The 6,298-nt window shown below is 58.4% G+C and carries 7 protein-coding genes; 3 read left to right on the top strand and 4 right to left on the bottom strand.

Annotated elements, in window-relative coordinates; all coding sequences use genetic code 11:
• From CFY91_RS14480 to CFY91_RS14465, 3 genes are all read left to right on the top strand, one after another.
• A partial coding sequence (locus CFY91_RS14480) for an IS5 family transposase (RefSeq protein ID WP_093987113.1) occupies window positions 1-912 on the top strand: 912 nt, incomplete at its 5' end.
• Between the two features lie 570 nt (window positions 913-1,482).
• On the top strand, window positions 1,483-1,839 hold the full coding sequence (locus tag CFY91_RS14470) for a ribonuclease E inhibitor RraB (protein ID WP_093987110.1): 357 nt from the start codon (window positions 1,483-1,485) through the stop codon (window positions 1,837-1,839).
• On the top strand, window positions 1,836-2,579 hold the full coding sequence (locus CFY91_RS14465; protein ID WP_093987109.1) for a hypothetical protein: 744 nt from the start codon (window positions 1,836-1,838) through the stop codon (window positions 2,577-2,579). Before CFY91_RS14470 ends, CFY91_RS14465 begins: the two co-directional genes overlap by 4 nt.
• A gap of 142 nt (window positions 2,580-2,721) precedes the next feature.
• Here the strand turns inward: CFY91_RS14465 and CFY91_RS14460 are convergent, their stop codons facing one another.
• The 4 genes from CFY91_RS14460 to CFY91_RS14445 form a co-directional block, all read right to left on the bottom strand.
• Complete coding sequence (locus CFY91_RS14460; protein ID WP_093987108.1) at window positions 2,722-3,039, bottom strand: CcdB family protein; 318 nt, start codon at window positions 3,037-3,039, stop codon at window positions 2,722-2,724.
• Window positions 3,039-3,284 (bottom strand): type II toxin-antitoxin system CcdA family antitoxin, encoded by a 246-nt coding sequence (locus tag CFY91_RS14455; RefSeq protein WP_093987107.1) that lies wholly within the window; start codon window positions 3,282-3,284, stop codon window positions 3,039-3,041. The genes CFY91_RS14460 and CFY91_RS14455 overlap by 1 nt, the downstream gene beginning before the upstream one ends.
• 286 nt (window positions 3,285-3,570) lie before the next feature.
• Window positions 3,571-4,662: an acyltransferase family protein gene (locus tag CFY91_RS14450; protein ID WP_093987106.1), complete on the bottom strand. Its 1,092-nt coding sequence runs from the start codon at window positions 4,660-4,662 to the stop codon at window positions 3,571-3,573.
• Between the two features lie 472 nt (window positions 4,663-5,134).
• Window positions 5,135-6,271, bottom strand: a complete 1,137-nt coding sequence (locus CFY91_RS14445) for an aminotransferase class V-fold PLP-dependent enzyme (RefSeq protein ID WP_093987105.1) — start codon at window positions 6,269-6,271, stop codon at window positions 5,135-5,137.
• Window positions 6,272-6,298 lie beyond the last annotated feature (27 nt).

Here is a 6,298-nt window from a genome sequence, read left to right as displayed (position 1 = left end):
TGGGGTTTATGGAGCGCTTACAACCGGGTGGTGCCGTGGTCCGCCCTGGTGGCGCAGATCGCACCGTTCATGCCCGAAGGCAAACGCGGCCGCCCGCCGTTCCCGGTGGAGTCCCTGCTGCGCATCCACTTCATGCAGCAGTGGTTCACGCTGAGCGACCCGGCCATGGAAGAAGCGCTGCACGACATGCCGCTGTTCCGCGACTTCGCCGGCCTGGGTGGCTGGGATGATCGCCTGCCTGACGAGAGCACGATCTTGCGCTTTCGTCATGTGCTGGAGAAGAACAAGCTGGCCGAGCGGATCTTGGCTACGGTCAACCTGCTGCTCGGTGCCAAGGGCCTGATGCTGCGCAGTGGCACGGTGGTCGATGCCACGCTGATCTCGGCGCCGAGCTCGACCAAGAACGCCAGCGGCGAGCGCGACCCGGAGATGTACCAAAGCAAGAAGGGCCAGCAGTGGTTCTTTGGCATGAAGGCGCACATCGGCGTGGACGCCGACTCGGGGCTGGTGCACACCGTGCGCGGCACATCGGGCAACGTCAACGATGTGGTCGAAGCCAACAGCTTGCTGCACGGGCAAGAGACGGATGTCTTCGCTGATGCTGGCTACCAAGGCGCACACAAGCGGCCCGACGCCAAAGAAGATGTGACGTGGCATGTGGCCATGCGACCGGGCAAGCGCAAGCTGCTGGACAAGGCCGACCCCATGGACGCGCTGACCGATCAGGTCGAGCGCATCAAGGCCAGCATCCGCGCCAAGGTGGAGCATCCGTTCCGTGTCATCAAGCGCCAGTTCGGGCATGTGAAGGTGCGCTACCGCGGCCTGGCCAAGAACACGGCGCAGTTGCACAAGCTGTTTGCGCTGGCCAATCTGTGGATGGTGCGCAAGCGTTTGACGGGGAGCTTGGCATGAGTGCGTCCAGCGCATGGGAAATGGGCGCGAAACGCGCCCAAAACACCTGCCGGGAGAGCGCTCAACCGCCAATCTGGTCATGTCAGTGCACCCAACCACGGTCAGCGCTCATTTATGCAGACCTTCCTTAGGCTTAACGCGTCGATCGATATGCACATCGCAATACTCATCGCCACTATCGCTTTATCACTGCTGGGGTGGGGCACGTACCTTCGGTACAAAGCAGTCTCTGCCGCTGCCAAGGAAGTCGGCGGAGACTACACAACATGCATGAAGCATGTGGCCTCAACGCCTAGCCTTCATCGCCAGAATCAAGCGGGCATGGCATTGCATATGCTTGCAGTAGCAGTGGTCGCCGCATGGATTTTCTTGCGCTAGTCGGCATCGCTAACCATCACCCAGATAGGTGGACAACCGCCCGTCGCTCAAGCTAAGCCTAGATTCAATATGCAACTGCAACACAGTGCCTACGCGCCCCAGCCTAACTGGGCGTTGCAGGGGACGCCAATGCGTACGATCGCTTCGGCCACGCCAAGCGGGCGCCCCTGAACTTGGGCGTTAGGTGTCACAATGCCAACACCAACAGCGTTACTCGCCACGTTACAGGATAACGATGATCCGGATGCACAGGTCTTGCTTGAAATGGCCAAGGCAGGCAGTGATCTGCGAAAGCCACACGAACCCGAGTTTGTGTTTGAGGTTGAAGATCAGGCGAGTGCTCACGCGATCGTCAATGCACTGTGCGCGCTTGACTACGAGGTGCAGCTATATGAACTGGGCGAAGAGAATTCATCTTTCCAGGTTGTTGCCAAGCGGGTCATGGTGCTGGAGCTTCGAGCACTCAACGAAGTTTCGCTCAAGTTTGAAGCGTTGGCCGAGCAATTTGCGGCAAGCTATGACGGCTGGGGTGCAGAAGTTGTTGAGTGAGCCTGCAGCAGTTCTCTCAGGTTGACTTCTTTGAGTGCATTATTGCTGGCGAAGCTCAGATGCCTAGCCATTCCATCGGGGGGGGGCCTCAGAGGCTGTGGCTCATGTCAGAAGTTAGGTCATTTCATATGTCACCAGATCATCTGCCGTCAATTTCGCACTTGCGTAGCATTACACAGGCCCTTGCGATGCTTGATGCAATCCTGTGTCCTGAATGGGAATATCGGTACTACAGCTTCGACAGCCAATGGGGCGACAACGAAGAAATGGCATCTATGCGTAATGGATGCGGTGATGACTGGTTCTTGCTATTCGATGGTGCAGGGGCGGCAATCAAAGGCTTTGCACACGAACTGGCGCAGGGCTCCACATTGCCAGAGCACATTCAAAGTCAAGTTCCAGGCTCTTTCTCATCTTTCCTGAACGAGCCTGCTTTCTCAATGCAGCACGCGACGTTCTGTTACTGGCGAGGAGTAAATGAACATAGCTGGAGTAAGGTGATCGGCGGCCGTGAAGACGATGGCGCTAGCGAGATGCTGGCTTTACTTTTCTCGGGGCCATCGGGTTACATTGCCTGGGCCGAGAGCTACTATGAGTGTGCTGTTTCAGCGGAAGCCACGGCGGCGATCTTTTCTCACAAGCCACTCACTGACTCCATCATTCTTGCGCTTAATCCAGAGGCAGAATTAGCAACCGTCTACGCAGAGGCAGCAGAGATTGGCTATCCCGTCATGGTTTGAGTCGCGTAATAGGGGATGGGCCACGATTTAAGTAGAGCGTAAACGTGGTCTGCTTCCTATTACGGGCACAGCGAAGGCTTTTCCGCTGCGGCGGCGCCTTCACTATAAAGCCAGCGCGTGCTGGCGGCGTTAGAAGCACCGATTAGATACCGGTGATAAGCAAATCAATAGCAGCAATTATTTCATTGCGTTGTGCTGAGAGGTCGGCAACTTGAGTACCGAGTTGCTTCTTGGCGATACCGGCCAGTTGAGGAGTCACCATCACGTACTGTTTGCCATCAATCTCAAACGTTGGTGTGAGTGTACTGAGCGTTTTCCCTTGCATGGCGGTAGCCGTGTAGAGAGGCACGACAACCCGTGTGCCGAGCTCGGCAATCAGGTCGCTTTGTACGTCAAGCAGAAAGGGTACGGCAGCCTTGGTGGCAGCGTTGGTGTTCTTGTGTACGGCGAACTGAGGCATCAGAAGCTCCGCAGGTCGTCGCTGAACACGCCGTGAGCTTCCACATGTTCGTTGTAGGCATTGATGGCGTTGCGATTCTCTGTCAGCCACTGCTCGCGCTGTTTTTTCTTCAGGGCTTCGGCCAGAGCCTGCTCCAATGTCGCGGAGAGGTTAATGTTCAAATCCTTGGCTTTACTGAGTAGGTCACCGTTAATGCTGAGGTTGGCGGCCCGTTTTGGAGCATGGGGATTGTAGATGGCGAGCATGGACATTCCCTCCTGAGTGTTTATGCGCACATGCTATGCGCATTCAGGTTTGCGGTCAAAGGCGCATCGGACAATGCATATGGACTCTCCCCGCAAGTAGTGAGCAAAGCATTGTTTTTGCACTGGTCGTCAGTGCGGTTGCATTCGACTATCCGGCCTGTTGTGGGCTTTCTTGCCCTGGCCAATCTGTAGTTCGCGCAGCGGGGGCCAAGCGTTCAATCGACCGCGCGGATCATGATTGTTATTGACCTTGTGCCAGGACAGGGCTTGCTGATCTGCCTAGTGCTTATTTATCAGCGGCTGATGACAGTGCGGTATTGGGCTTCTCTGGCAAATGGCTAGCGCTGCTGGCTAGTTGCTCCATGCGCTTTCCCAGGTGTCTGATCAGTTGCTTTCCGGGGACCTCGACCCAGCGATAGGTCATGCTCGAATACGCCAGCAGCAGCGGCAGGTACAGCAGGGTCAGGAGCTGACGACTGTATCCCAGGTGCCCCATGATGCTGTCGATCAGCATAATGAGCACCAGGTGGTTCAGGTAAATCGAGTATGAGATCGTGCCCAACCACTGCAGTTTGCGCAGCAGCCAGGCAAGCAAACCCTGTTCCAGAGCAAATACAACAACGATTGCAGTGAAGGCGAACGGAGCAAATATCTCTGCCGATCGCCAGTTGCCGTTCAGCTTGAAAAAGATCACCCAGAGCAGCACGCACAATAAGCCTTCAACGCCGAGCGCCAGTATGGGCGGCCAACTGATGCCACGCAGCAGGCGCCATGCCCGGTAAGCCAGGATGCCCAGTACAAAGGCAGACCATCCGCGCAGCAGTCCGGAGTTCACTACCTGGAAGTAATTCTGGTGGGTGGTATCCAGAGTTCCGCTGAGGTTGTGGATGACCGTCAGGCCGGTCACGCTCATCAACAGCAATACCAAGCTGCTGGTGTGGCGTCGTATGAAGCAGAAAAAAACGATATTCAGCCAGAACTCTACCGATATGGACCAGCTAGGGGCATTCCATGTCAATGACTGGCGATTAAGCCCGATGTTGTGGGTCAGTGTCAGTTGCTGCAAAAAGGTAAAGAACGTGCCGTCGCGGTATCTGGGGATATCGTTGACGATCACTGTGTAGACGATGAGATAACTGAACAGGCCGAACAGGTGCATCGGATACAGTCTGGCAATACGCGAAACACTGAACTTCCAGGCGCTGACCGGCCTGTCTGTGTACAGGTAGCGGTGAGCCAGAATAAAACCGCTCAAGACCAGGAAGAAATCAACGGCGAGGTAGCCGGAGAAGCTTAATAGCCAGTGAAAGAGCGCTACCGCAATGGCTGCAAGTCCGCGCAGGCCGTCGAGCGATTTGAAATAGGCCTTGTCATTCATGAAGGTGTGGGAGTCCGTTCTTGTTGTTTTTACTGGCTTAGGCCACTGCGTACGCTTTGCCCGACAGCGGGCAGGTGCTTAGGAAATGCGAACCGCTGCGCTGTAGATTGTTTGGCCGAGGCGAGTATACCGAGACTGGGTGTTGCGTTTTCCGACACTGTCGTCAGTGCGGTGATATCTGCTGAGCTGGCAGCGCGCTGCCTGGGCTTTCGAATGAGGTGGGGCAATCGTCTGCGCTGGGGCGCTCCGCCAAACGGGCAAAAAAAACCCGGCTCTGGGGGCGGAGCCGGGTCAAGACCATTAAGAGTAAAAACGCAGGTACCCGATCCAAGGTACCCCCGACTGGCGGGGCACGCGGGGGAGGTGTGCCGCACGTCAGTACCTTGAGTATTGCCGGGTATTGGCACACGTCCAGCCACAGGCCGCTTTTTCTTAAATGGATTGGCGATACCGGTGGCCTTGTTAAGAACTGTCAGCCCCGGCTGGCCCACTGGCGGAGCAGGGCGAGGGTGTCGTCGAGTACTTCGACGGGGGTGTAGAAGTGCGGCGACAGGCGGATACCCGCCCCGCGTTGCGCACAGACCACCTGCTGCTGGCGCAGTTGCTCGAACAGTGTGGCGTTATCCCAGCCCTGCAGGGTGAAGTTGAGGATGCCGGCGCGCCGCTCGGCGTGCAGCGGGGAGTGCAGGTGCAGGCCGGGGATGGCTTGCAGGCCCTGTTGCAGGTAGTCCATGCGCTGTTCAAGTTGCCTGGCGACCTGCGCCATGCCGACCTCTTCCAGTAGGCTCAGGCTGGCTTCCAGGGTAACGGCGCCGAGCATGTTCGGGCTGCCGCATTCAAAGCGCCGCGCGCTGTGCGCCGGTTGCCAGTCCTGGCGCTGGTAGTCGCCGAGCTGCTCGACCATGTGCCAGCCGAACTGTTGCAGTTGCAGGTGTTCGCGGCGCTCGGCGCGGCAGTAGAACACCGCCAGGCCTTCCGGGCCGAGTAGCCATTTGTGGCCGTCGGCCATGGCGAAGTCGCAGTCATAGGCCTGCACGTCGAAGGGCAGCGCGCCTAGGTGCTGGATGGCATCGATGCAATACAGTACGCCACGCTGGCGCAGGCCCTGGCCAAGGCGCGGCAGGTCGAGGCGCAGGCCGCTGGCATATTGCACGGCGCTGATCGACAGCAAGCGGGTACGTGGACCGCAGGCGTCGAGCAGGTCTTGTTCCGGGTCGCTGCCGTCCAGGCTCACTACGCGCACCTGCACGCCACGCGGCGCCAGGGCTTCCCAGACGATGCGGTTGGAGGGGAACTCCTGGTCGCTGATCAGCACTTCGTCGCCGGGCCGCCAGTCGATACCGAAGGCCACCACCGAGAGCGCTTCGGAGGTGTTCTTGAGCAGGCCGATGTCCTCCACCGAGGGGGCGTTGAGCAGGCGTTGCAGGCGCTGGCGCAGGCGCAGTTCGATGCCCATCCAGCGTGGGTAGTCGCGGGCGCCGAGCTGGCAGTTTTCCGCGGCGAAGCGTTGCAGGGCGTCGCGGCTGCGTGCCGGCCAGGGGGCGACGGCGGCGTGGTTGAGGTAGCGCAGCCCAGGGGCCTGGGGAAACTCGTCGGGGAAGCTCAACATGGCGGATTGATCCGTGCAATTTGCGGC

This window comes from Pseudomonas fluvialis (assembly GCF_002234375.1).
Taxonomy (GTDB): Bacteria; Pseudomonadota; Gammaproteobacteria; order Pseudomonadales; family Pseudomonadaceae; genus Aquipseudomonas; species Aquipseudomonas fluvialis.
Note: the sequence above shows the minus strand (reverse complement) of the source record. Positions and strands in the feature narration are given on the sequence as shown.

Coding starts and splice junctions, on each gene's coding strand:
- CFY91_RS14460 (WP_093987108.1), bottom strand. CDS start 3,039: ATGCCTCAGTTCGCCGTACACAAGAACACCAACGCTGCCACCAAGGCT.
- CFY91_RS14450 (WP_093987106.1), bottom strand. CDS start 4,662: ATGAATGACAAGGCCTATTTCAAATCGCTCGACGGCCTGCGCGGACTT.
- CFY91_RS14455 (WP_093987107.1), bottom strand. CDS start 3,284: ATGCTCGCCATCTACAATCCCCATGCTCCAAAACGGGCCGCCAACCTC.
- CFY91_RS14470 (WP_093987110.1), top strand. CDS start 1,483: ATGCCAACACCAACAGCGTTACTCGCCACGTTACAGGATAACGATGAT.
- CFY91_RS14445 (WP_093987105.1), bottom strand. CDS start 6,271: ATGTTGAGCTTCCCCGACGAGTTTCCCCAGGCCCCTGGGCTGCGCTAC.